This is a genomic window from Nocardia sp. NPDC051756, from assembly GCF_040681495.1.
Taxonomy (GTDB): Bacteria; Actinomycetota; Actinomycetes; order Mycobacteriales; family Mycobacteriaceae; genus Nocardia.
This window is the reverse complement of sequence record NZ_JBFAYV010000006.1, coordinates 745,029-767,774: the sequence shown is the minus strand read 5'-3', so window position 1 is coordinate 767,774 and position 22,746 is coordinate 745,029. Positions and strand designations below refer to the sequence as shown.

The 22,746-nt window shown below is 67.8% G+C and carries 21 protein-coding genes; 12 read left to right on the top strand and 9 right to left on the bottom strand.

From position 1 onward, the window contains the following. Positions 1 to 100 precede the first annotated feature (100 nt). Complete coding sequence (locus AB0M22_RS29660; RefSeq protein ID WP_364733717.1) at positions 101 to 343, bottom strand: hypothetical protein; 243 nt, start codon at positions 341 to 343, stop codon at positions 101 to 103. A 348-nt stretch (positions 344 to 691) separates the two neighbouring features. On the opposite strand from AB0M22_RS29660, the gene AB0M22_RS29655 reads away from it, so the two are divergent. From AB0M22_RS29655 to AB0M22_RS29630, 6 genes are all read left to right on the top strand, one after another. Continuing rightward, positions 692 to 1,867: a lipase family protein gene (locus AB0M22_RS29655; RefSeq protein ID WP_364734048.1), complete on the top strand. Its 1,176-nt coding sequence runs from the start codon at positions 692 to 694 to the stop codon at positions 1,865 to 1,867. Between the two features lie 226 nt (positions 1,868 to 2,093). Next, positions 2,094 to 3,536, top strand: coding sequence for a lipase family protein (locus AB0M22_RS29650; protein WP_364733715.1), 1,443 nt, complete (start codon positions 2,094 to 2,096; stop codon positions 3,534 to 3,536). 213 nt (positions 3,537 to 3,749) lie between these two features. After that, entirely contained in the window at positions 3,750 to 4,817 is a 1,068-nt protein-coding gene (locus AB0M22_RS29645; protein ID WP_364733712.1) for a fused (3R)-hydroxyacyl-ACP dehydratase subunits HadA/HadB, read from the top strand. 172 nt (positions 4,818 to 4,989) lie between these two features. Further along, the gene (locus AB0M22_RS29640; RefSeq protein ID WP_364733710.1) at positions 4,990 to 5,937 is read left to right on the top strand and encodes a helix-turn-helix transcriptional regulator; all 948 of its coding nucleotides are present in this window, start codon (positions 4,990 to 4,992) and stop codon (positions 5,935 to 5,937) included. 172 nt (positions 5,938 to 6,109) lie between these two features. Next, complete coding sequence (locus AB0M22_RS29635) at positions 6,110 to 6,754, top strand: helix-turn-helix domain-containing protein (RefSeq protein ID WP_364733708.1); 645 nt, start codon at positions 6,110 to 6,112, stop codon at positions 6,752 to 6,754. Further along, the gene (locus tag AB0M22_RS29630) at positions 6,751 to 7,335 is read left to right on the top strand and encodes a hypothetical protein (protein WP_364733705.1); all 585 of its coding nucleotides are present in this window, start codon (positions 6,751 to 6,753) and stop codon (positions 7,333 to 7,335) included. The genes AB0M22_RS29635 and AB0M22_RS29630 overlap by 4 nt, the downstream gene beginning before the upstream one ends. Before the next feature lie 241 nt (positions 7,336 to 7,576). On the opposite strand, the gene AB0M22_RS29625 is transcribed toward AB0M22_RS29630, so the two are convergent. Next, positions 7,577 to 9,124: an acyl-CoA carboxylase subunit beta gene (locus AB0M22_RS29625; RefSeq protein WP_364733703.1), complete on the bottom strand. Its 1,548-nt coding sequence runs from the start codon at positions 9,122 to 9,124 to the stop codon at positions 7,577 to 7,579. A 540-nt stretch (positions 9,125 to 9,664) separates the two neighbouring features. On the opposite strand from AB0M22_RS29625, the gene AB0M22_RS29620 reads away from it, so the two are divergent. The 4 genes from AB0M22_RS29620 to AB0M22_RS29605 are packed head-to-tail and all read left to right on the top strand — an operon-like array spanning position 9,665 to position 13,746. After that, positions 9,665 to 10,636: a transcriptional regulator gene (locus AB0M22_RS29620; RefSeq protein ID WP_364733701.1), complete on the top strand. Its 972-nt coding sequence runs from the start codon at positions 9,665 to 9,667 to the stop codon at positions 10,634 to 10,636. Positions 10,637 to 10,695: 59 nt separating this feature from the next. Then, positions 10,696 to 11,646, top strand: a complete 951-nt coding sequence (locus AB0M22_RS29615) for an acyl-ACP desaturase (RefSeq protein ID WP_364733699.1) — start codon at positions 10,696 to 10,698, stop codon at positions 11,644 to 11,646. 29 nt (positions 11,647 to 11,675) lie between these two features. Next, on the top strand, positions 11,676 to 12,677 hold the full coding sequence (locus AB0M22_RS29610; protein WP_364733696.1) for an alpha/beta hydrolase family protein: 1,002 nt from the start codon (positions 11,676 to 11,678) through the stop codon (positions 12,675 to 12,677). Between the two features lie 49 nt (positions 12,678 to 12,726). After that, a complete protein-coding gene (locus AB0M22_RS29605; protein WP_364733693.1) occupies positions 12,727 to 13,746 on the top strand; it encodes an LLM class flavin-dependent oxidoreductase in 1,020 nt (339 codons plus the stop codon). On the opposite strand, the gene AB0M22_RS29600 is transcribed toward AB0M22_RS29605, so the two are convergent. Further along, positions 13,747 to 14,769: a fused (3R)-hydroxyacyl-ACP dehydratase subunits HadA/HadB gene (locus AB0M22_RS29600; protein ID WP_364733691.1), complete on the bottom strand. Its 1,023-nt coding sequence runs from the start codon at positions 14,767 to 14,769 to the stop codon at positions 13,747 to 13,749. A gap of 12 nt (positions 14,770 to 14,781) precedes the next feature. Continuing rightward, a complete protein-coding gene (locus tag AB0M22_RS29595; protein ID WP_364733689.1) occupies positions 14,782 to 15,426 on the bottom strand; it encodes a YdcF family protein in 645 nt (214 codons plus the stop codon). 396 nt (positions 15,427 to 15,822) lie between these two features. On the opposite strand from AB0M22_RS29595, the gene AB0M22_RS29590 reads away from it, so the two are divergent. After that, positions 15,823 to 17,028, top strand: coding sequence for an alpha/beta fold hydrolase (locus tag AB0M22_RS29590; RefSeq protein WP_364733687.1), 1,206 nt, complete (start codon positions 15,823 to 15,825; stop codon positions 17,026 to 17,028). Between the two features lie 314 nt (positions 17,029 to 17,342). Further along, positions 17,343 to 18,461 carry an alpha/beta fold hydrolase gene (locus tag AB0M22_RS29585; RefSeq protein ID WP_364733684.1) on the top strand — a complete coding sequence of 373 codons (1,119 nt, stop codon included), beginning with the start codon at positions 17,343 to 17,345 and terminating at the stop codon, positions 18,459 to 18,461. On the opposite strand, the gene AB0M22_RS29580 is transcribed toward AB0M22_RS29585, so the two are convergent. From AB0M22_RS29580 to AB0M22_RS29560, 5 genes are all read right to left on the bottom strand, one after another. Next, positions 18,354 to 18,878 (bottom strand): hypothetical protein, encoded by a 525-nt coding sequence (locus AB0M22_RS29580; RefSeq protein ID WP_364733682.1) that lies wholly within the window; start codon positions 18,876 to 18,878, stop codon positions 18,354 to 18,356. The two genes, AB0M22_RS29585 and AB0M22_RS29580, sit on opposite strands and share 108 nt — an antisense overlap. 305 nt (positions 18,879 to 19,183) lie before the next feature. Next, positions 19,184 to 19,465 (bottom strand): helix-turn-helix transcriptional regulator, encoded by a 282-nt coding sequence (locus AB0M22_RS29575; protein WP_364733679.1) that lies wholly within the window; start codon positions 19,463 to 19,465, stop codon positions 19,184 to 19,186. A gap of 125 nt (positions 19,466 to 19,590) precedes the next feature. Then, entirely contained in the window at positions 19,591 to 20,673 is a 1,083-nt protein-coding gene (locus AB0M22_RS29570; protein ID WP_364733677.1) for a hypothetical protein, read from the bottom strand. Continuing rightward, positions 20,670 to 21,857 carry an ATP-binding protein gene (locus tag AB0M22_RS29565; protein WP_364733675.1) on the bottom strand — a complete coding sequence of 396 codons (1,188 nt, stop codon included), beginning with the start codon at positions 21,855 to 21,857 and terminating at the stop codon, positions 20,670 to 20,672. Before AB0M22_RS29565 ends, AB0M22_RS29570 begins: the two co-directional genes overlap by 4 nt. Further along, a complete protein-coding gene (locus tag AB0M22_RS29560) occupies positions 21,854 to 22,549 on the bottom strand; it encodes a response regulator transcription factor (RefSeq protein WP_364734045.1) in 696 nt (231 codons plus the stop codon). The genes AB0M22_RS29565 and AB0M22_RS29560 overlap by 4 nt, the downstream gene beginning before the upstream one ends. Positions 22,550 to 22,746 lie beyond the last annotated feature (197 nt).

The following is a 22,746-nucleotide window of genomic DNA, read 5'->3' as shown; positions in this document are numbered from 1 at the left end:
ACCCTCGCCGGAAGTGCGGCCGGTGCCAACCGGCATGGCCTGCCGATGTGCAGGATGTGCCGAAACCGGCGAGTTCCGGCGCGGGTGCGCCGAAATCCGGTCAGTGCCAGAGTGATCGGCAGGGGAGCCGGCGCAAGCCCGGCCGCAGCATGCCGTCCACCGTGACGGTGAGTCCGGCGTGCACCGCGGCGGAGGTGAACTCCCAGGCCTCCGTGCTGCTGGCCGCGTACTCGAGCACCATCGCGTCGTCGGGGGTCGGGCCGTCGAAGTAGACGGTCACCCGCCGCGTCGGAATCTCGTCGAGGTCTTCGCGGTAAGCCAGTTTGCGCGCAGTGCCGTCCATGCCACCGTCTCCTTCCGGACCGGGCGGGGCAATCGCGCCGGTACTGCTGAAAGGTAGAGCCGCAGCATGGACGAGAACATGTTCCGTCTCGTTGGCTGGACATGTCACAGGACGGCGTCGCGGCGGTCGGGCTGTGTCACGAGCGAATGCGCATAACCATCACAGACTGGTCGCTCCACACTTGTGAGATCTCAACACGATCGCCGCGCTACCTGCCGCTCGATGGCGAAATTGCCGAGGATGAGTCACAACGTTGGACCATTCGAGAGGCACCGATCGATGAGTCAGGCCCTACGTTCGATGGGCAGGGGAGCGACCCGCAGACGAGTGACCCGCGCGTTCGGCGCGATGGCGGCCGGACTGGCGCTCGTCGCGACGATGGCCGGACCGGGCCACAGCGCACCCCTCTATCCCGCACCGGACCCCGACCCCTTCTACGCGACACCGGCGAACATCGCGGACAAGCAGCCCGGCGATGTGCTCGCGACCCGGATGATGCCGCCGCTGCCGATCTTCCCGGACACCACGGTCACCGTCGTCCGCTTCCGCTCCACCAGCTCGGAGAACAAGCCGATCGCGGCGACCACCACGGTGCTCACGCCGCGGTCGCACGCCAAAGACGGCCCGCTGCTGTCGTTTCAGCACATCATCAACGGGCTCGGGGCGGAATGCTCGGTCTCCAAGGTCCTCTACACCGCCGACCCGAACCTGGTGGTGCGTGAGGCGCCGGGCTGGAACGTGCTGCTGCAACGCGGCTGGACGGTCGCGCTGCCCGATCACCTCGGACCGAATTTCGCCTACGGCGCCGCGAAACTGGGCGGCCAGATCACCCTCGACGGCATCCGCGCGGTGCAGCGGGTGGCCGAGCTGGAGGTGCAGCAGAGTCCGGTGGCGATGGTCGGCTACTCCGGCGGCGGCATGGCCACCGCGTGGGCGGCGGCGCTCGCACCGAAGTACGCGCCCGAACTGAACATCGCCGGCGCGGCCATGGGCGGCGTGCCGATGAACCTGGTGAAGATGCTGGAGTCACTCGGCCTCAGCTCGCACCCGGTGTTCGGGCTCGCGCTGGCGGCCGGCCTCGGCCTGGAACGTGAGTATCCCGACCGCTTTCCACTCAGCGAGCAGCTCAACGATCGCGGACTCGCGGCACGCGCGAAGATGGCGAACAGCTGCACCAACGACATCCTCTCCGCGGGCGCCGGGCACGGCGCGCTCGATTTCGCGAAGACGACCTCGATGATCACCGACGACACCGCGCGCGGCGTGGTGGAGGAGAACAGCCTCGAGCTGTATGACGGCGTGCCGAAAACGCCGGTCTTCGAATGGCATTCGCCGATCGACGGACTGATCCCGGTGGATGCCGTGGTGAACACCGACAAGCGCTGGTGTGCAGCCGGTGCAAAGGTGCAGACCGAGCAGATTCCGGTACCTGATCACCTGACCGCGGCGGTGCTCGGCATTCCAGATGCGTTGAACTGGCTCGACGCTCGCTTCAGGGGTGAACCGGCACCGAGCAACTGCTGAATGCGCGACCGCAACCCGGGCCGAACTGATTCGCAACCAGCGACATTCGGCCCGGTTGTTGCGGTTCGGCCACGTGTCACACACAACTCGGTCGTTTCAGCGCGGTGTTGCGTGCACGGCGGGTTAGCCTGACTGTCTGGTACAACCAGGGGGCAATTTCGGGGGCGGAAGCCGCATCTCCCTGGCCGCCAGGTGAACCCGACGTCCGCACCCGAAGGCGTGTGCCATGAGATGCTTGCCTGCCATTGCCGTGGCACTGCTGATCGTCTGCCCGACAGTGACCGGGCAGGCGGCCGCCGAGCCGTTGCCCGCGCCACCGGGTTTGCCCGCGTTGCCGCAATTGCCCCCGCTGCCACAGTTTCCCGGCCTGTTCCCGCCGCCGCCGGACGGCGGCTCGCTGTTGCCCGGCGTGCAGAATCTGATCGATCAGGTGATTCCGCCGCCGCCGATCGCGCCGGCGCAGGAAGCGGGACCGCCGGTGTGGGAGGCAACGAGTCTGTCGCCGCCGTTGGTCGCGCTGCGCGATGCGTCGTTGCCGGGCAACGTCGGTGACGCGATGTTCGATGCCTGGCCGTTCGATCTCGCGGGATACGCCGAGGGTCAGGTCATCGAGTCACGTGACGTCACCGCGACCACCGCGCCGCTCATGCTGCTGCCGATCCAGCGCGCGCAACTGCTGAAGTACCGCACCACCGACGCGCACGGCGCACCCTCCTTTGCCACCGCCACCCTGGTGGTTCCGGCCGCGGCCTGGCCGGGTCCGGGTCCACGTCCGGTCGTGGTCAACAACCTGCCCATCGATGCGCTGGGCCGTAGCTGCACTCCGGGATACACGCTGTCGCACGGCCTCAACCCCGACACCAGCGCCACCGATTTCATCCCGCCGACCACCTATGTCGCCGCGTTGCGCGGATACGCGGTGCTCATCCCGGACCACGAGGGCCCGTGGATGGCCTACGCCGAGCCGGTCGTGGCGGGTCACGCGGTGCTCGATTCGATCCGCGCGGTGCGCGGCCTGCTGCCGGATGAGTTCGGTGCCAGCAAATTCGGCATGGCCGGATATTCCGGTGGTGCGATCGCCACCCACGGCGCGGTGAAGCTGATCGATGGTTACGCGCCGGAATTGGCGGACGTGATCGTCGGCGCCGCGCTGGGCGGCGTGCCCGCGGACTACGAGATCCTGTCCCGCAGTATGAACGGCAACCTCGCCTCGGCGGTGTTCATGGCGGCGGTGTTCGGCATCGGCAGGGAGCGCCCCGAGATCCTGGCCAGGATGAACAATCTGGCGCAGTGGGTGGTCACCTCGCCGGCGAAGGACTTCTGCGGCAGCACCTACGGGTTGATCGGCGTGCTCATGCTGCCGATCGATATCGCCGCGAACATTCCGAACCCGCTGCATTCCGCGGTCGCCGACGATATTTATCGAGTCACCAAAATGGCGGACCTGAAATCCGGAACGCCGCTGTATATCTACAACGGTGAGCAGGAATTCTGGATTCCGGCCGAAGGGGCCCGCAATCTCTATCTCGAGCAATGCCGGCTCGGCGTGCCTTCGGTCTATCGCAGTGTGCTGGGGGAGCATGTCATCGCGGCCGCTCTTGGATATCCAGAAGCAATGCTCTGGCTGGATCAACGCCTACAGGGTGCGCCCGCACCGAATGAATGCTGACGATTTGCCATTGTCCGGTGCGTCGTCAAGGCGGCTGAGTAATCGGTGTTAGCGTTTCCCGCGTTTGCGGCGATCTAACACGGACGAACCCCTGCACCCCGATGTCGGCTGGGCCGAGTCCGGGCCGGCTGCCCCAGCGATGCGACCCTGTCGTGTTTCGGTATTGTGGGCCGGTCCGGGCGAGCTCGACGCCAGGATTCGCGAAAGAGGCACATGAACGACATCACGACCACCGCGTCCGAACAGGCACTGGCCCTGGTGGGACGGCATTACCGGATGACCGAGCACTACGAGGTAGGGCGCGAGAAGATCCGCGAGTTCGCCCGCGCCGTGCACGACAAGCATCCGGCGCACTGGCACGAGGACGCGGCCGCCGAGCTGGGGTACGACGCCCTGGTCGCGCCGCTGACCTTCACCTCGATCGTGTTGATGCTGATGCAGCGCAACATGTTCGAGTCGGTGCTGACCGCCTATGACATCGGCCAGGTGTTGCAGACCGAACAGTCGATCCAGGTGCACCGGCCGGTGCTGGCCGGGGATCAGCTGCACTGCGTCTCCTACATCGAGTCGTTCCGGCAGTTCGGCGACAAAGACTTCATGGTGACCAAGAACGTGCTCACCAACCAGCACAAGGAACTGTTGCAGACCGCGACCTCCACCGCCGTCGCGCAGACCGGCGTGGAAATCGCCACCGAGCTGGTGACCGCGGTCGATGGCGTGATCATGACCGGGCAGTCCGGCGCCGACCGCAGCGATGCCGCGGCGCAGCGGGCGGCGCTCGGCGCGGAGGCGGGCGTGGTCGAGTGCTTCGACGAGCCCGCGCAGGCCGACCCGCTGGACCGGCAGCGCACCCCGCGCACGGTCCCCAGTTTCGACGATCTGTCCGTCGGCATGGAACTTCCGGTGCGCTCGATGCCGCTCTCGCGCGGTGATCTGGTGAATTACGCTGGCGTGTCCGGTGATTCGAACCCGATCCACTTCAGCGATGTGGTCGCCCGCAGCGCCGGTCTGCCCGACGTCGTCTCGCACGGGCTACTCACCATGGGCCTCGGCGCGGGCTACCTGACCTCGTGGCTGGGCGATCCGGCCGCCGTCACCGACTACGGCGTGCGATTCGCCGGGTTCGCGCCGGTCGCGGCCACCAAGGCGAGCGAGATCGAGTTCCGCGGCAAGGTGAAATCGCTCGATCCCGAGCGGCGCACGGGCACCATATCGCTCACCGCGAGCTGTGACGGACGGAAGTTGTTCGGGCGCGCGACGGCGGATATCGCGCTGCGCTGAGCCGGACACGCCGCGCCGAGAAGTTGCGCCGATCTCGGTCCGCGCGCCCTCCGTGGAGGGTGCCGTGGTCCGGGATTTCGCGTTCTGGGCGGCCGGTGGACTGGCGGTCCGACACCGGCACAGGGTCTTTCGTCAGTAGAAACAAATAACCCCGGCATGGCAGACTCGGGGAATGCGTCCTTCGGAGGTGCGAAAACCGGCTGATTCCCCGCTGCTCGGCGCGGTGACGCCGGCGGGCGGGCCGACCGTGCTCCGGATGATGCTCGGCAGCAGACTGCGCAAACTCCGTGAAGGCTGCGGGATGACCCGCGAGGACGCGGGCGAGGCCATTCGCGGCTCGCACTCCAAGATCAGCAGGCTGGAACTCGGCCGCACCGGCTTCCGGGTGCGCGACCTGGTCGATCTGCTCGACCTCTATCAGGTCACCGATCCGACCGAACGCGAGGAATACCTGGAACTGGCCCGGCAGGGCAACGCCTCGGGCTGGTGGCATCGCGACAACGACTGGCTGCCCAAGTGGTACGACACCTATCTCGGCCTGGAGCAGGCGGCGACGCTGGTCCGCGCCTACGAGCCGAGGGCAGTGCCGGAGCTGCTGCAAACCCCGGAGTACGCGCGCGCTTTGCTGTCGCTGGCCCATTCGGGCGAGTCGCAGGCCGCCATCGAGCGGCGCGTCGCGCTGCGGGTGCGTCGGCAGGAGATCCTCGACCGCCCGAATCCGCCGCAGCTGTGGGTGGTCGTCGAGGAGGCGGCGCTGTCCCGGCCGATCGGCGGCACCACCGTGTGGAACGACCAGATCGACCACCTGTTGCGGGTCGTCGCCAAGAACAACGTGACCGTCCAGGTGCTGGCCGATCATGTCGGCGGGCCCGCGCTGGCCGACGGCGCGTTCACCATCCTGCGCTTCGCCGAGGCCGACCTGCCCGACATCGTCTACCTCCAGCAGCTGACCAGCGCGCTGTACCTGGACAAGCAGGGCGACCTGGACGCGTATCGCGCTGTGGCGAACCAACTTTCGGTGCACGCCGCGCCGCCGGAGTACACCATCTCGCTGTTGCAGGCGCTGCGCCGCCGTCAGCCGCGAATCCTCGATCAGCCGTCGAGCATCCGCCGGGTCTGACCCACGGCCCGCCTTCATGATTCGGCCGGGCCGAATTGGGCATCTGATAACCAAGCGAAACTCGTAGCGCGCTCAGCGGGAACCAGCCCGCCCCGTTGAGCGACCCCGACCCGAGCCGACCCTGGGCCCGAAGTATTGTCCCAATGGGACAATAAGGTGGTAAGCTGAGGATATGAGCGACGATGGTGTCGATCTCGATGGCCGACGGCTGCGGACCAGGCGCAGCCGGGAAGCGTTGTCGCGCGCGGCCTTCGATCTGCTCACCGAGCGGGGTCTCGGCGCGGTCGCCGTCGAGGACATCGCGGTGCGGGCCGGCGTCACCCGGCGCACCTTCAGTCGCCACTTCACCTCCATCGCCGAAGCCGTCCTCGGCGATGTCGACCAAGACGTGCACCTGTTCAACGAGGCGCTCTGCCGCCGTCCCCTGCACGAATCGCCGCTGCTCGCCTACCGCAACGCCGTGCACGACTGGTTCGCCGTCGAATACGGCGGCGAACGCGCCGCGCTGCTGGCCCGGCGGTGGACGCTGTTCCAGCGCTTCGAGGACGAACCGGATTTGTTCGCCGGATATCAGCGCATTCGCATCGAAGGTCAGCGAGAATCGGTGCGGATCATCGCCGCCCGGCTCGACGTCGACCCGGAGCGGGACGTGCGCCCGGCCACCGCGGTGGCCGCCGGTGCCGGCCTGCTCATCTCGGCGTTGCAGACCTGGGCCGCCGGCGACGATCCGAGCGCCCTGCCCGATCTCATCGAGGACTATTTCGCCACACTCGTCGCGCTCACCACCGAATTCCGGACCGAGGAGTCACTGTCATGACCACAGGGTCGGTGAATATGTACCGCAGGACGTGCCGCCGCGTCGGGCTGGATCGAAACCCGATGCGCCGCAGAGAAGATCGCGTGCAGACCCTGGTCGCCGCGACGCTGGCGCTGGTGTTCCTGATCGTCGTTCCGCTGCTGGTGCTGACCGTGGGCGTCAGCGTGTATCACACGGAAACCGCTGTGGTGCAGGCGAAGACGGCGCAGCTGCACCAGGTCGACGCGACGGTGACCGAGACCGGCAAGGCGCCGCTCTACGCGCCGATCATGCCGGCCAAGGTGCAGTGGAAGGACGCCGACGGCGTCGTGCACACCGAGGACTACCAATCGACCACCCTCGTGCAGCCGGGGCAGACCGTGACCATCTGGCTGAACGGCGCGGACAAGATCGTCGAGCCGCCCTCGGGAACGCAGGCACTCAGCAAGGCCGTATTGCTCACCGGCGGCGCGCTGCTCGGCGCGACGATCGTGGTGGCGGGCTGCTACTTCGCCCTGCGGCGCAGCCTGGACCGCAGGCGCCTGCGGATGTGGGAAATGGAGTGGGCCACAGCGGATCTGCGCTGGGGCAGCCACAGCTGATCATCAGTGCGGCGTGCGGCCTCGGACATTCGTCCTCGCAAGCGCTCCGTGCCCGCCGGACGAGGGTAGGGTACAGGCGCGGCGGGCACGTCGCGTGCCCGAGTCGCGGCGAACGACGGCCGGGCACGTCCTCGAAATTAGATCATCGCGCCCGAAGTCGTTCGGCGCGAACGTGATCACCGGAAATGCCACGAACCGCTACCCGGTTGCGTTGTGACCCAACACAACCGGGTACGCGCGTTCAGACCGGCAACAGGCTGTGCTTGCGCGGATTCGGCTTGGCCGTGTCCTTCTCGCGCAGCAACCGCAGTGCCTTACGAATCTCCAGCCGCGTCTGCGACGGCTCGATCACCGCGTCGATGTAGCCACGCTCGGCGGCGATCCACGGGGTGGCCATGGTGGCGTTGTAGAAGTCGATCATCTGCTGGCGCACCGCGGCGCGCTGGTCGACCGGTGCCGCCTCGAGCTGCCTGCGCCCGACGATGCCGACCATGCTCTCCGCGCCCATCACCGCGATCCGGGCGGTCGGCCAGGCCAGGCTGATGTCGGCGCCGAGCTGCTTGCAGCCCATCACCGCGTAGCCGCCGCCGTAGGCCTTGCGGGTCACCACGGTCACGATCGGCACGGTCGCCTCGATCACCGCGCGGAAGAAGCGTCCACCGCGCTTGATCACGCCGTTGCGTTCCTCTTCGATGCCGGGCAGCACGCCCGGGGTGTCGACCACGAAGATGATCGGCAGCCCGTACGCGTCGCAGAGCCGGATGAAGTGCGTCGCCTTGTCCGAGGCCTGCGCGTCGAGCGCGCCGCCGAGCGCCTGCGGCTGGTTGGCGACCACGCCGACGCTGCGGCCGTCGACCCGGGCGAAGCCGGTGATCAGGTTCTGCGCGGTGCCCGCGCCCAGCTCGTGGAAGTCGCCGTCGTCGAAGATCCGGATCAGGATCTGGTGCATGTCGTAGCCGACCTTGTCCGAATCCGGGATGATCGAATTCAGTTCGAGGTCATGGCTGGTCACCTCCGGCTCCAGCCCGGGATTCACCACCGGGGGCTGCTCCAGGCAGCTGGACGGCAGGTAGCTCAGGTAGTTGCGCACCCAGTCGAACGCGGCCTGCTCGTCGGGCGCGACGTGGTGCACCGTGCCGTTGCGGGTCAGCGCCGCCGCGCCGCCGAGTTCTTCCGCGCTCACGTCGGCGCCGGTCACCTCCTTGGTGACCTCCGGCCCGGTGACGAACATGTAGGACTTGTCCGTGGCGACCAGGACGTCCATGTTGACCGGCCCGTACACCGAACCGGCCGCGCACTTGCCGAGCATGACGGCGACCTGCGGCACATACCCGGACATGTCGCCTTGCCGTCGGCACATCAGCGCGTACCAGGCCAGCGAGGTCACCGCGTCCTGGATGCGGGCGCCACCGGAGTCGTTGATCGCGACCACCGGGCAGGCGTTCTCATACGCGAACTCCATGGCGGCCGCGACCTTGCGGCCGAACATCTCGCCGACCGATCCGCCGTGCACGGTCTGGTCGTGCGCGATCACCACGACCGGCCGGTTGTCGATGCGGCCGCGGCCGGTGACCACGCCGTCGCCGTACATGGCGCCCGGCTGCGCCGACTGGCGCATCAGCGCGCCGATCTCGACGAAGCTGCCCGGATCGAGCAGCGCGCGCACCCGCTGCCGAGCACTCGGTATGCCCTTGGCTTTGCGCTTCGCGATGCCGGTTTCGCCGGCGGGTTCCTCAGCGAGCTCCAGGATCCCCCGCAGCTCTTCCAGCTTCTCTCGCGTACCGGTCATGTGGTGTGTCAATGCCCTTCGAAACTATGCAGCGTCGCCGTACGGGGGCGCAGCGCTCGATGGTATCCGTGGTGAGAGCTACTGCACAGTTGTTCGTCACATCTCATGGGACAGCTCACAGGTTTGGCCGTGGCGTCGGTGGTCCATGCGATACCCCGGGCTGCCTGCGAAGGAGCGCGGTCTTTGTGCAACTTACCAGTCGGCGGGCGGCGCGCCGATGACCGCTCCCGAGGATCGCCGAGATGTCTGTCCGGCGGCCGGAACATGGCGTTAAGGTGACCTCGACGCAGCGCCGGAATGCGCGGTCGGCGCTGCGTCACACATTATTTCGGGGGTCCGGGGATCGTGGCGAAGTGAAAATCGCCGTGCGCAGAGTACGCTGTCCTTACCGGAATTCTTCGGGTCCAGCACGGTTGACATGGCGAAAATCGCTCCGGTACTTGTGATTTCGCCCAATGAGTGACGTGATGGCTGATGACTTACCTGATTTCGGGTGCGTATCCCGATTCGATCACGATCCGTCGCTAGCCTTCGATAGTCATGACGGCTATGCGGGTTGGTTCGAGTTCCGAGAGTCTGGCGTCGAAACTGCTGGACTACCTGGCGCCCCGGGCGGGCGGTGAGCTATCCGGCGAGGTCACCGCGACCACGCGGGATTGTATGGCGGCGGCGGTCGAGTCGCTCGCGCCGCGGGCGACGGCGCGGATAGTCGAGCCGACCGAAATCGCCGGTGCGGCAATGCGCTGGGCGCGCGAGGGAGTCGCGCTGGAAACCGTGCTCGCGGCCTATCACGACGAACTCCGCTCGGGCCTGGAATTCGTTGCGGCACATACCGAAGACGACGACGGCGTGGCCGGCGCGCAGCTCATTCTGCGGGTGCTGGAAATGGTGACGGTCACCGCCTCGACCGCCTACGTCGACGAACATCGTTTGGTAGCAAGGGAACATCAAACCGCGGCGCAGACGATGGTGTCCGCACTGCTCGGCGGACACGCGGTAGGGGAGCTGGTCAACCAGACCGGGATCGCCGTCGCCCCCGCGTACCAGGTGGTGGCGCTGAGCATTCCGGCCCACCCCGACGAACGAAGACCCGGCGCGGGCACCGCGGCGGCCCGGCGCAAGCTGCGCAGAGTGCAGGCCGCACTGGCCGATCCGCTCGGCTCGCGCGCGTTGTCGCTGCTGTCCGCGGCGGGCGGGACGGTGCTGGTACCGGCCGATATTCGCCCCGCCCGGATCGCCGCCCCATCGATGACCGCCGACGTCCTGACCGTGCTGACCGAGGCCGCCGAGGTGCCGCTGACCGCCGTGGTGGCCACCGGCCCCACCGCGCGGATCCCGGAACTCGCCGCCCGCACCCACGACCTGCTCGACCGCATCCGCGCCGCGGGCCGGGCGCCCGGCCTGTACCGGGTGGCCGATCCGCACGAGGCGACCGATTGTGATCCGGCCCAGCAAGTCCGGATACCCGTCGTCACCTCGACCAATGATCACGAAATCGGGCGTTCTGCTTGATCTTTCCGGCTTAGTGTCGAATTTCGCCGCGCTGCCCGCGCCGAGCAAAAGGAGCACGTGTGACGACCGCGTTGACCGATACCGATATTCTCCGGGAACTGGAACCCGTCGCCGAACGATTGCTCAACGAGCATCTGCGCAAAGCCAAAGCGTGGAACCCGCACGACTATGTGCCCTGGGACGACGGCCGCAATTTCGCCGCCATGGGCGGAATAGATTGGGAGCCCGGTCAATCGAAGCTCACCGAGGTCGCCCGGACCGCGATGGTGACCAACCTGCTCACCGAGGACAATCTGCCGTCCTATCACCGCGAGATCTCGGAATCGTTCTCCCTGGACGGCGTCTGGGGTACCTGGGTGGGGCGCTGGACCGCCGAGGAGAACCGGCACGCCATCGTCATGCGCGATTATCTGGTGGTCACCCGCGCCGTCGATCCGGTGCTGCTGGAACAGGCCAGGATGGCGCATATGACCACCGGAATCGCGAAACCGGTGAAGGGACCGCAGTTTCTGCGTTCGGTCGCCTATGTGACATTGCAGGAATTGGCCACCAGAATCAGTCACCGGAACACCGGAACCGCATGCGACGAACCCATCGCCGAGCGTATGCTCCAACGGATCGCCGCCGACGAAAACCTGCACATGATCTTTTATCGCAACATCAGCGCCGCCGCTCTCGACCTGATGCCGAACGAGACGCTTCGTGCCATCACCGACATCGTCACGCGCTTCCAGATGCCCGGCCTCACCCAGCCGAACTTCCGCCGCAACGCGGTGGTGCTGGCCAAGCACGGCATCTACGACCTACGCCAGCACCTGGACGTCGTGGTGCGGCCGGTCCTGCGGGCGTGGAATGTGTTCGAGCGCACCGACCTGTCCGGGGACGGCGAACGCGCGCGCGACCAGCTCAGCGCCTACCTCGACGAATTGGCCGAGAAGGCAACCCGATTCGAGGAACAACGGGATCGGGTGGCGGCCCGGCAGGCAGAACGAGCCGCCGCGACGCGATGAGATACCGAGGGACGATCAGCACGGCGGCGATGGCAGTCATCGCCGCGGCGGTCGCGGTGCCCGCGGTCGCGGACGCCCCCGGCGTGCCGAGTGCGCCGCCGCCCGCGGTCGATCCGGCGATGACCCGGACCGGGCTGATCTCGGTCGACACCGTGGGCCCACGCCGCGAACACCTGAGGATCGCGTCGGCGGCCATGCGCCGGATCATCGAGGTCGACGTGCTGCGCGGCACCGGTGCCGGACCGCGCCCGACGCTGTACCTGCTCGACGGCGTCGACGGCGAAACCACCTCGGGCTGGCTGAGCAAGGGCGGAGCCGCGGAATTCTTCGCGGACAAGCCGGTCGACGTGGTGCTGACCAGCGGCGGCACCGGCAGCATGTACAGCGACTGGGATCGTCACGATGCCGCCCTCGGCCTCAACCGCTGGGAAACCTTTCTCACCGAAGAACTTCCGCCGATCGTGGAATCGCTGCTGAAGTCCAGTGGCCGCCGCGCCATCGCCGGCGTCTCGATGGGCGCGCAGGCGGCAATGATGCTGGCCCAACGACATCCGGGCCGCTACCGGGCGGTGGCGGGCATGAGCGGCTGCTATTCCACCGCCGACCCGCTCGGCCACGCGGTCACCACGATCACCGTCGCCTCGCGTGGCGGCAACGTCGAGAACCTGTGGGGCCCACCGACCTCCCCGGAGTGGGCCGAGCACGACAGCCTGCTCGGCGCGGAGGAACTGCGCGGCACCGCGATCTACCTCTCCGCCGCGACCGGCGTGCCGACCGGCGCCGACCTGGTCGCCATCGCGCAATCGCCGACCATCGTCGACGCACTGCGCCTGGCCGGCGGCGGCGCGGCGCTGGAGGCCGGCGCGCGCTCGTGCACCGAGCGGTTCGCCGGACGACTGAACGAGCTGAACATCCCTGCCACCGTCGAATACGACGCCGCGGGCATGCACTCCTGGCCCGACTTCGAGGCAGAGCTGCCCCGAGCCTGGGAAGTGCTGTCGAAAGCGCTGGAGCTGCCGTCGCCGAAGTGACCGTCGACGCAGCGCGGAATCACCGGCCGCCCGTCGCGTTGACACAGATATGACCTCGGCACTTCCCTCCGTCCGGTTCTCCATCCTGGACCGCTCCCGCGTCCGGCGCGAGCAGAGCCATCCCGCGGCCCTGCGCGACACCGTCGAGTTCGCGCGCCTGGCCGAGGAGTGGGGCTATCACCGGTTCTGGGTGTCCGAGCACCACAGCGTGCCCGGCGTGGCCGGTTCCGCGCCGACCGTGCTCGCCGCGGCCGCCGCGGCGGCGACCGAACGCATCCGGATCGGCACCGGCGGGGTGATGCTGCCGAACCATCAGCCGCTGATCGTCGCCGAACAGTTCGGCGTGCTGGAATCGCTGTATCCAGGGCGGATCGACATGGGCCTCGGCCGCTCGGTCGGGTTCACCGACGGCGTGCGGCGCGCGCTCGGGCACGACAAGCGCGACGCCGAGGACTTCGACGCCCAGCTGAGCGAGCTGCTCGACTACTTCGACCACGGCCGCAACGGCGTGCACGGCTGGCCCGCCGAGGGCCTGCGGATTCCGGCGTTCCTGCTGGCCACCGGTTCGGGTGCGGAGCGGGCCGCGCGATTCGGGCTGCCGCTGGTCATCGCCGCGGTGGGCGGGCTGGACCGGATGGTCGAGGCGATCGAGCGCTACCGGGCCGAATTCCAGGCCACCGCGTGGGGCGCGGAGCCCTACGTCATGGTGTCGGGCTCGGTCGTCATCGCCGATACCACCGAGGAAGCGCACCGGCTGTTGCTGCCGGAGGCGTGGTCGAACGCGTATTCCCGCACCCGCGGCGAATTCCCGACGCTGATCCCGCCCGCCGAGATCGAGACGCTGACCATGACCGATCGGGAGCGCCGGATCTTCGAGGAAGCGCTGCTGGGGCAGGTGCACGGCACCGAGGACGAGGTCGCCGATCAGCTGGAGCGCCTGGTTACCAAGACCGGCGCCGACGAAATCCTGGTGCACACAAGCACTTACGATCGCGCCGCCCGGTTGGAGTCACATCGGCGGCTGGCCCGGCTGGTGGGCTTGCTCAAGGCCGAGGGTGCCGCGCTCTGATCAATCGCCAAGGGGGAAGCGGACTTCCGCCGCGGCGTAACCGAAGAGCCTGCGCCCGTCAGATCGGGCATCGATCGCGATGGTGGCGCGACGACGGCGCATATCGAGTGAGGTCACCCGGCCGGTGAACTCGATCGTGCTCGTCGCGAACTGCGGAATCCGCAGATAGTGCGTGTAATGCGCGAACTGCGCGCGAAACCTGGTGACCGCGGCCGGATCACCCAGCCAGGAACTCAGAAACGCCGCTGCCATACCGAGTTTGAGCATGCCGGGCGCGACCGCCGACGGGAGCCCGCTCGCCGTCGTGTCATCGCAACCGACCGGATCGGTGTCGCCGACCACGGCCGCGTAGTTCGCCAGATCGCCGTGCGAGAGCCGAACGATCCGCGGCGGCAGCTCGGTGCCGACCGTGAGCGCATCGAAATCGACAGTGCTGCAAGGTAGTCGGCTTCCACACGGCGGCACGACCAGGTCCGCGCTCGACTGCCCGGGCCCGGCGGGGGAGTAGTCCCGCACAACGAGGCCGCGCACGGTCTCCGCCAACCGCGGATCCGCGAGCCCGGTCCGGGCCAGCAGGGCGGTCGAGCCGGTCTGCACCGGCTCGCCGTGCTGATCGACCAGCACGCTCTTGATCGACAGCACGTCGTAGTCAGCGAAATGCCGGACGGATTCGAAATAGATGTCGCAGGTCAGCCGGTCGCCCGCGACCAACGGTCGGCCGAGATCGAGAACTTGGTCGGCGTGCAGAATCCGGGAAGATCGATAGCCGGTGAGCACCGTATCCAGTATTTCCCGCTGCACCCGGCTCAGGATGATCGAAGAGAAGGTGGCAGGCGCGAGCAGTCCGGGAAAGCCGAGATCGGCCGCGGCGTCCGCGCTCCAATGCGCCGGATGATAATCCTGGACGGCGCGGGCGAATTCGCGAATCTTTTTCCGGCTCACGTCATACGGCGTGGTCGAACGATAACGGCGATCGACCAAGGCCTGAACCTGTTCGGCGGCATTCATAGAAATATCGCGCATGATTTGCTCCTTTTACGAACCGGGACCGAATTGCCACGTGAGGCGCGGCACCTGATCGGGCGTGACCGCGCCGACGACCTGGACGCCCGCGGCGGTGAATGTGCCGACGGCCCGGTCGATATGGTCGGCCGAGGTGACCACCACGGCGTCGCGCGCGCCGATCGCGTGCATGATCCGCGCGGACCGTTCGGCGTTCTGCACGGTCGAGTCCGCGTCCGGTTCCAGATGGATTCGTTCGGCTGGAATACCGTGCTGGACCAGCCAATCCGCCATCGCTCGGGCCTCGGTGACGCCGTTGTGCGGGTTGCCGCCGGTGACGATGATCGGCGACGCGGGCGCGAGCAGGGCCTGCACGAATCCGGCGTGCAGGCGGTCGACCAGTTCTGGGCGCATGGTGCCGTCGGGCAGCAGGCCGTAGCCGAGCACCACGATCGCGGTGGCCGGACCGTGCAGTGCGGGCAGGGGTTCCGGCGTCGGCGGAACCAGGCTGCGCAGGACATCCGGCAGGGCGACGTCGGCCGAGCCGGTGCTGTCGGCGACGGCGGCGGGCAGGTGCGCCAAGGCGGCCGCGACGGCGACGGCGCCGAACAGGGTGCGGGCGGCGCGCCGTACCGTGCCCGCGGTGCCGCGGTAGTTCGATAAGACAGCAGCGAACATGGCGATCTCCCGGGGTTTGCCACCGGCGTCGCGCCGCTGGCTGGAAAAGATTCACCCATGGTCGGCCGCCACGGCTATTCGCTCCATAATTCCGTCACTTATCTGGACACCTCACCGTCGTGCACGGCCGGCGCTTAGAGAAAGACACGTGCCCTTGTGGACTGCGGTAAGTGCCCGTCGATTGCACTGTGACTATTCCTCACCGAGCTGTATTCCGGGGCTGGACTGTGCCGTTTAACTAACCGCGACAGCGGCTTTGGTGAGCTGTCCAGGAACCGCGTCGTCTGGTGGGTTGCCCGCCGGTTCGGTTTTAGCGTTGGCGCAGTTTCGGTGCCGTCGACCGGCATACCTCGGCGCCGCTACTCGAATTCTGTGCTCGACGTAGGAAGGCATGCAATGAAACGAAGTACCTTCGGCCGTTCATCGCTGACGGCGGCGGTGATCACGGGTGTCTCGGTGCTGGTCATGGGGATCGCCGGTGTCGGTGCGAGTGCCGAGCCCGCGGTGCAATCCTCGGAACAAGAACTCGCCGACTACATCGCGGCGGGCCGCCCGGCGGCGCCGGTCGCGGAATCCGGCAGTTCGTCCGGCTCCGCGTGCAATTCCGGCAGCGGCGCCGGCTCGGGCAACGGCTCCGGCAACTGCTTCGGCGGCTCCGGCAGCAGCTCCGGGCTGAACGGCGGATACGCCAGCGACACAGTCGGTTACGGCCCGGCGGCATCGTCCTGGCTGGCCGCGTTCGGTTATGGCCTGCTGAACCCCGATGTCGCGCCGCCGGGCGCCAACGATTGGAACTGCAAGCCGACCGCCGAGCATCCGCGGCCCGTGGTGATGCTGCACGGCACGTGGATGAACGCGTACAATGGTTTCGCGTTCATGGGCCAGCCGATCAAGGACGCGGGCTTCTGCACGTTCACCTTCAACTACGGCCGGTCCAACCTGATCCAGGGCGGCGGCCTCGGCTCGGTGCTGCCCGGGGTCATGGGCACCGGCTACATCCAGGACTCCGCCAAGCAACTGGAGACGTTCGTCGATCGAGTGCTGGCCGCCACCGGGACCTCGGAGGTCGATATCGTCGCGCACTCCCAGGGCGGCGCGATGGCCAACTGGTACACCAAGTTCAACGGCGGCGCGGCCAAGGTGAAGAACCTGGTCACCCTCGGCGCGACGCATCACGGCACGTCGCTGGACGGGATCGGCGCGCTCGGCCGGGCGATCAACAACTTCGGCATCGACATCCTCGGCTTCATCGAGATCTTCGTCGGCCACGCGGGCATCCAGCAGACCATCGGCTCGGATTTCGTCAACCAGCTCAACGCCAACGGCGACACCGTCTCGGGCGTCGACTACACGGTCATCGGCACCCGCTACGACGAGGTCACCAATCCGTACGACCTGACCTTCCTGAAGGCGGGCCCCGGCGCGACGGTGCAGAACATCACCCTCCAGGACGGGTGCGAACAAGACGTTTCGGACCATCTGACGATGATGTACTCGCCCCGCGCCCTGTCCATCGCACTGCGCGCCCTCGATCCGGTGGGGCATCCCAACCTGGAGTGCACCTTCAACCCGTGGCTGATCGGCGGCGGAGGCGGGCTGTAGCACCCGAATAGACGTGCATCGCGCCGGAACAGGCGAAACCCTAACCCTCACTGCCTGTTCCGGCGGATGCGCCACCGTCACGGGTTCCGCGGGCGCAGAACGGGTCCTCAACCCCGCCCTCAGTTCCGTACCCCATGTCCGTGGCGAACGTGCCCATCGGGCGGCGACCGCACGCGCCGCCCGATGGGCACTGTGCTGTTCGGACCAGGGCGTTTTCACCGAATCTGGAAGAGGTTTACCGAATCTGGACGAGATTTACGTGCCATTGGCGACGTGGTTATATCCGTTCCATGATTCGGTGTTTGCCTGTGTCAATGAAACGACGGACCTCCAGCCGATCATCGATCGTGGCCGTCCTGCTGGGCGTCACGGCGCTCCTGCTCGGCGTCGCCGGCCCGGTCGCGCACGCCGCCCCGGACGAGTCGATCGAACAGCGCATCGCCGACCGCATCGACGCGCGCGGGCGGGGCACGGCCATCACCGACTACGGCTTCAGCGCCGGCCTGTCCGGCGGATTCGCCAGCGATACAGTGGGTTCCGGCCCGGTGCAACCGTCTTGGCTGTCCGCCTTCGGTTACGGCCTGTTCAACCCGGACGCCGCGCCACCGGGCGCCAACGACTGGACCTGCAAGCCGACCGCGGAACATCGCCGCCCCGTGGTGCTGCTGCACGGCACCTGGATGAACGCCTACAACAGTTTCGCGTTCATGAGCCAGCCGATCAAGGATGCGGGCTTCTGCACCTTCGCCTTCAACTACGGCCGCGCCAACCCGGCGCAAGGCGGCGGGCTCCCGCCGCTACTGCCCGGCGTGATGGGCACCGGCAATATCGAGGACTCGGCGAAACAGCTGGCTACCTTCGTCGACCGCGTGCTGGCGGCCACCGGCGCGCCCGCCGTCGACCTCATCGGCTACTCGCAGGGCGGCGCAATGGCCAACTGGTACACCAAGTTCGAGGGCGGCGCGGACAAGGTGCACAACCTGATCACCTTCGGCGCAACGCATCATGGCTCCACCATCGACGGCATCGCCGCATTGGGCCGCGCCATCAACACCCTCGGCATCGACGCCGTCGGCGCCAGCTCGATCGTGGTCGGGCACGCGGTCGCCGAGCAGACCATCGGCTCGGACTTCGTCAATCGGCTCAATGCCGACGGCGACACCATCTCCGGCATCGACTACACGATCGTCGGCACCCGCTATGACGAGATCATGACCCCTTACAACCTGACCTTCCTGCGGCCGAGCCGAGGCGCGTCGGTGCAGAACATCACCCTTCAGGACGGCTGCGAACTCGACCTCTCCGATCACCAGACGCTGATGTACTCACCGCGCGCCCTCTCCATCGCACTGCGCGCCCTCGACCCGGCCGGCCACCCGGACCTCGCCTGCACCTTCAATCCGTGGCTGATCGGCGGTGCCGGACACCTGTAACCCCACCTCGGCGGCGTGCACGTAGCCGGCCGACAGGCTGGTGGTGATGCCGGTCGCGATGAGCGCCGCCGAGGTCTTGGTCGACAGATACTCCGCCCAGGTCCGCTCCTGTGCCAGGGTGATCTCGGAGTGCGTTGTCGCGCAATGGAACTGCGCGCAGGCCACGTCGTCGTCCAGGGTGAAGACGACATCCACGGCAACGGTCCGGTGCAGCGCGGCGGTGATCGCCGCGACCGGTCTGCGCGCGACGACGTGCTTGGCGCGCACGGTCGCCAGCGGCAGGTCACGCACCCGCGGCGTGCTGATGCCGACGACGTTGCCGTGTCGCCAGCGGCGCGCCGAAGGGCCCCCCGACTGGCCGGCGGCCTCGTGCACCGCCAGGATGAGCGCCGCTAGATCCCCGGCTGAAACAGTCACCTCATACGTTTGTCGTCGGTTCACGATCCGTCCCCACACCTTCCGCATGCGGTCTTCAATGCCCGAGAAGATCGTGGGCGTAACGGATCTGCACAACGGCGCGGTGTTCGCCGGCATACCTGGTCTGTTTCGTCCGCGAACCCTGACGATGTCACGATTCGGCATCGTTGTCTGTCGGTCAATCGTCCGACACCACTGCCGGTGGCAGGGGTTCACGCTCGATTCGCATCGGTCGTTCGAATGATTTCGGCGTGGCTATCGCGGTGTTAGCGTCGAATCGAGAGAAAGACAGTGGCGCAGTGCGACTACAACTCGTCCAGCTCGATCAGGCCGTCCTGCAGGGCCCGCGCCACCAGCGCCGCCTTGGTGTTCGCCGCCCGGTCGACCGCCGCGTACTTGCCGCGAATGCGGGTGATGTGCGTGTTGACCGTGCCGATCGAGAGGTAGAGCTGTTTTCCCACTTGGGTTTTCGAGTCGCACTTGACCCAGGCGACCAGGACTTCGAGTTCCCGCGCCGACAGGTGCGGGTCGCGCCACACTCTCGTCTGGTACGGGTGTGATCGGGGATCCGGAACGATGGAAGTCATCAGTTTTCCCGCTTCATGCAGTGTCCGTCGGCGCCGGTACCGCACCTCCCCGAAGGTTGCAGACCAATAACCGATGTGCCCACTGAATATATGATCCGTTTTCGTTCCTGGGAATTCCCCAGCTCTCAGCCCTTAGGTCTGGGGTCTTGCTTCGCTTCGCGAACAAATTGCCGGTCGTCCAGGTCGGACCGGACCGCCCCGGTGGCCTCGACCTCGATCCGCAGTTCACCGTTGTCGCGCAACAGAATCGAGGCCAAAGTGCTGCGGCCCGGCGGCAGTATTCGGGCGGTGACGGTGCCGCCGTCGGCGTAGTCGAGCGCGTCGCGCAAGACGGTGCGCACCTGTTGCCGAAGCTCCGGGTCGACCTCGTCGAGGCCGCCGCCGTCGTCGAGCACGACGGTGACTCCGCGTTGTCGCGCGCAACGGGCCGCGGCGCCGACCGAGTCATCGATCATCACACCGCCCAGGATGTCATCGCGCAACTCGGCCTCGACCAGCCGGCACTCCGCCTGCTCGTGCGCAGTGAGTTGACGGCCGGACGCGATGATCTCCAGTAGCGGCCGCGCGGCGCTGTCCAACCGGGCGACCCGCTCGTCGCGCTCCTGCTGGGCGGCTTGCGCGGCGGCCTCGGCGGCGGCGCGGTCGGTGTCCTGCTGGCGCAATGCGAGAATCGAATGCGCCATCGGGCGAACGACTCTGGCGAAGAAGGTCGCCATGAGCAGCGGGGTCAGGTTGATGAAGGAGAACCCGACGCCGGTGAGCCAGCCCTGACCGGTGTGCATGGTCCACGACGCGCAGATGACGATCTGCCCGAGCACGCCCGCCCACGCCCAGATCGGCGCGCCGCGCACGCACAGGAAATTCAGGAACGCCGACGCCGCACCGAGGAACCAGATCTGCGTCGAGTTGGCCATCGGCACCGGCAGCTGCCAGATGGCCAGCCCGGCGGCGAGCGGGGCCGCCACGGCGGCGGGCACGGCGAACCGGGCGGGCAGCGGATCGCCCGGCGCGAGTAGCACGACGGTGCCCGCGGCCAGGATGAGCACCACCGCGACCGCGGTGAACCGGATGTCCCGGATGCCGTCGTCGGCGGCGAACGCCTCCGAGGTGATCGCGACGGCGAACAGGCAGCACAGCAGCCAGGCCGCCGGGGTCCGCATGCCGAGGATGTCGCGCACGTCGTCGCGCACGGTCCGGGTCGCCATCATGATGCCACCCACCCGGTGCTGATCCGGCAGCCGCGACCCGGCGCCGCATCGATGGCCGACCAGCCGCCGGGCAACTCGGCGAGCCGGTCGATGATGCTGGCGCGCAACCCGATTCGGTCCGGCGGGACCGCGGCGGGATCGAAGCCGACCCCGTCGTCGACCACATCGACCTGCACCGATTCGGCATCGGCGGTCACCAGCACCGCGCAGGCCGCCTCGCGCGTCGGCGAACCGGCGTGCCGCTGCCAGTTGCGCAGCGCCTCGCCGACCGCGGCGGCCAGCGCGGTCGCCACATCGCTGGGCACCGTGAGTGCGACGCCGGCGACCTGGTCGGTGTGCAACTCGACCGAGTCGTCGACCTCGGCCGCGGTCGCGCGGATGCTCGCGACCACCTGATCGAGGGCGAGGTTGTCCTGCGCGGGTTGTCCGGCGCGCAGCCGTTCGAGGTCGCGCAACGTGACATCGGCGTGGTGGGTCAGCACGGCGGAATTAGGTGCGCGCGAGGCCTCGAGCAGCGTCGCGATCACCCAGTCGTGCGCCAGGGCGTCGAAGCGTTTGCGCTCGAAGCGGCGCGCCTCGCCGGCGGCGCTCGCGGTGGCCTTCGCGCGGACCATGTTCGAGGTCTGATCCAAAATGCGCCCGACCTGGACGAGGACCACGCACGCCGCGCAGGGGAGGGCCGAATAGGCCACGGCGAACAGGAAATCCGGCACGATCGGGTTGTGTGCGTCCGGCCCGCGGGCATACGCCGCATCGATCTGATCGATCGCCGCGGCCAGGACGAGATAGCCGAACGGGATGCGCCGCCAGAACAGTGCGAGCGCGACCGCGGGCAGGCCGGGAATCCAAGTGATCCACAAGGATTGCTCGGGCGGCACCACGGCGTCGACCCGCACGACCAGCCAGCTGATCGCGGCGAACAGATAGCCGAACGCGAAAACCAGTACCGCGCAACGCATCAGATCGAAGCGCCAGCCCAGCGCCGCGACCGCGATGAACACGGCGGGCAGGTAGATCACGACGATCGCGAACGGTGTCCACCAGGAGGCGGCCAGTGTCGACTGGGTCAGCGCGGTCGGCACGGTGAGGGCGGCATAGAACAGCCCACCCGACCCGACGAAAAGGCCTGCGCCACGGACCAGGCGGGCTTCGGCGCTGCGCCGGGGCACCGCCGTTTCGATCATCGGGGCCGTGGGTCGCCGCCGATGAAGCCGTCCCGCTTGGCCTCGCGGTAGAGGTCGACGCGGGACCGGACCGGCCGCCCGGCCTCGGCGTAGCGCCGCCGGATCCGGCTCAGGTAGTCGTTGACCGTGTGCTCGGACAGGCCGAGCTTGTGCGCCACCGAGGCCGCGGTCTCGCCGTTCGCGTAGTGCTCCAACACGTCTCGCTGCCGCGGCGGCAGGTCGATGTTGGTCAGCGCCGGGTCGCTGTCGATGGCCGAGGCCCAGGCCATCGTCGCGACCTGCCTGCCGGACGCGGCGGCGCGGATCATCGCGGTGGTGCGTTCGGCCGGGTCGCTCTTCAACGCGACGCCGAGCACGCCGGCCCGGGCGGCCGAACGGATCAGGTCGCGCCAGTCGCCGGTGGTGTAGACGAGGACTGGGATGTCGAGGTTGTGCAGCATCTCGACGTTGGCGCGCGGGCTGGAGCCGTCGGGTAGGCGCAAATCCAGGATGGCCAGGTCGAGATCCGTTGCCTGCGCGAGCAGTTCGGGCACTGTCGGTGCGATCGCGACCACGGTGAGGTCCGGCTGGTCGGACAGGATCGCGGCCAAACCGACCGCGACCGCCTGGTGGTCTTCGACGATGCCGATCCGGCGCACCGTGCCCGGCGTCGCGTACGGGCCGGGCAGGTCGGTGACGGCCACCCCCGCCATAGTGAGCAGTCGACGGATCACCATGAATGGAATTAAATCACTCGGTCCCGAAGGTGCCAAGTCGGGCGGTTCACTTATTCGCTTTGCGCACTACTCCGGCCCGGAACGAATGATGATCGAATGGCGATGCGGAACCCGAATTCGTACAGCGTAAGCTAATATCGACCGGTCGGTTCCATGATCTGGTGTCCGAATCC

Bases quoted from the DNA above. Each gene is read 5' to 3' on its own strand.
- AB0M22_RS29660 (WP_364733717.1), bottom strand. From the start codon at position 343: ATGGACGGCACTGCGCGCAAACTGGCTTACCGCGAAGACCTCGACGAG.
- AB0M22_RS29655 (WP_364734048.1), top strand. From the start codon at position 692: ATGGCGGCCGGACTGGCGCTCGTCGCGACGATGGCCGGACCGGGCCAC.
- AB0M22_RS29650 (WP_364733715.1), top strand. From the start codon at position 2,094: ATGAGATGCTTGCCTGCCATTGCCGTGGCACTGCTGATCGTCTGCCCG.
- AB0M22_RS29645 (WP_364733712.1), top strand. From the start codon at position 3,750: ATGAACGACATCACGACCACCGCGTCCGAACAGGCACTGGCCCTGGTG.
- AB0M22_RS29640 (WP_364733710.1), top strand. From the start codon at position 4,990: ATGCGTCCTTCGGAGGTGCGAAAACCGGCTGATTCCCCGCTGCTCGGC.
- AB0M22_RS29635 (WP_364733708.1), top strand. From the start codon at position 6,110: ATGAGCGACGATGGTGTCGATCTCGATGGCCGACGGCTGCGGACCAGG.
- AB0M22_RS29630 (WP_364733705.1), top strand. From the start codon at position 6,751: ATGACCACAGGGTCGGTGAATATGTACCGCAGGACGTGCCGCCGCGTC.
- AB0M22_RS29625 (WP_364733703.1), bottom strand. From the start codon at position 9,124: ATGACCGGTACGCGAGAGAAGCTGGAAGAGCTGCGGGGGATCCTGGAG.
- AB0M22_RS29620 (WP_364733701.1), top strand. From the start codon at position 9,665: ATGACGGCTATGCGGGTTGGTTCGAGTTCCGAGAGTCTGGCGTCGAAA.
- AB0M22_RS29610 (WP_364733696.1), top strand. From the start codon at position 11,676: ATGGCAGTCATCGCCGCGGCGGTCGCGGTGCCCGCGGTCGCGGACGCC.
- AB0M22_RS29605 (WP_364733693.1), top strand. From the start codon at position 12,727: ATGACCTCGGCACTTCCCTCCGTCCGGTTCTCCATCCTGGACCGCTCC.
- AB0M22_RS29600 (WP_364733691.1), bottom strand. From the start codon at position 14,769: ATGCGCGATATTTCTATGAATGCCGCCGAACAGGTTCAGGCCTTGGTC.
- AB0M22_RS29595 (WP_364733689.1), bottom strand. From the start codon at position 15,426: ATGTTCGCTGCTGTCTTATCGAACTACCGCGGCACCGCGGGCACGGTA.
- AB0M22_RS29590 (WP_364733687.1), top strand. From the start codon at position 15,823: ATGAAACGAAGTACCTTCGGCCGTTCATCGCTGACGGCGGCGGTGATC.
- AB0M22_RS29585 (WP_364733684.1), top strand. From the start codon at position 17,343: ATGAAACGACGGACCTCCAGCCGATCATCGATCGTGGCCGTCCTGCTG.
- AB0M22_RS29575 (WP_364733679.1), bottom strand. From the start codon at position 19,465: ATGACTTCCATCGTTCCGGATCCCCGATCACACCCGTACCAGACGAGA.
- AB0M22_RS29570 (WP_364733677.1), bottom strand. From the start codon at position 20,673: ATGATGGCGACCCGGACCGTGCGCGACGACGTGCGCGACATCCTCGGC.
- AB0M22_RS29565 (WP_364733675.1), bottom strand. From the start codon at position 21,857: ATGATCGAAACGGCGGTGCCCCGGCGCAGCGCCGAAGCCCGCCTGGTC.
- AB0M22_RS29560 (WP_364734045.1), bottom strand. From the start codon at position 22,549: ATGGCGGGGGTGGCCGTCACCGACCTGCCCGGCCCGTACGCGACGCCG.